General features: G+C 42.0%; 1 rRNA gene. It reads left to right on the forward strand.

Going from position 1 to position 238, the window contains the following annotated elements:
• Positions 1–136: 136 nt before the first annotated feature.
• A 16S ribosomal RNA gene (locus tag M0413_RS22860) occupies positions 137–238 on the forward strand; the annotation flags it as partial.

The raw sequence follows: 238 nt of genomic DNA on the forward strand, positions 1-238 counted from the left end.
CGAAATTACTCTGCCGTTTGGCGAGTAATCAAAGAATTAAATCAATGAATGAGTGTTCATAGCAATATGTACAACGACTTATTAAGTTAAGTCGATTCAGAATTCATTGAGCCGAATCTTCGGATTCAAAAAACTTTAATTGAAGAGTTTGATCATGGCTCAGATTGAACGCTGGCGGCAGGCCTAACACATGCAAGTCGAGCGGCAGCACAAGGGAGTTTACTCCTGAGGTGGCGAG

It is taken from the genome of Shewanella sp. 8A, from assembly GCF_023475945.1.
GTDB classification, from domain to species: Bacteria; Pseudomonadota; Gammaproteobacteria; order Enterobacterales; family Shewanellaceae; genus Shewanella; species Shewanella xiamenensis.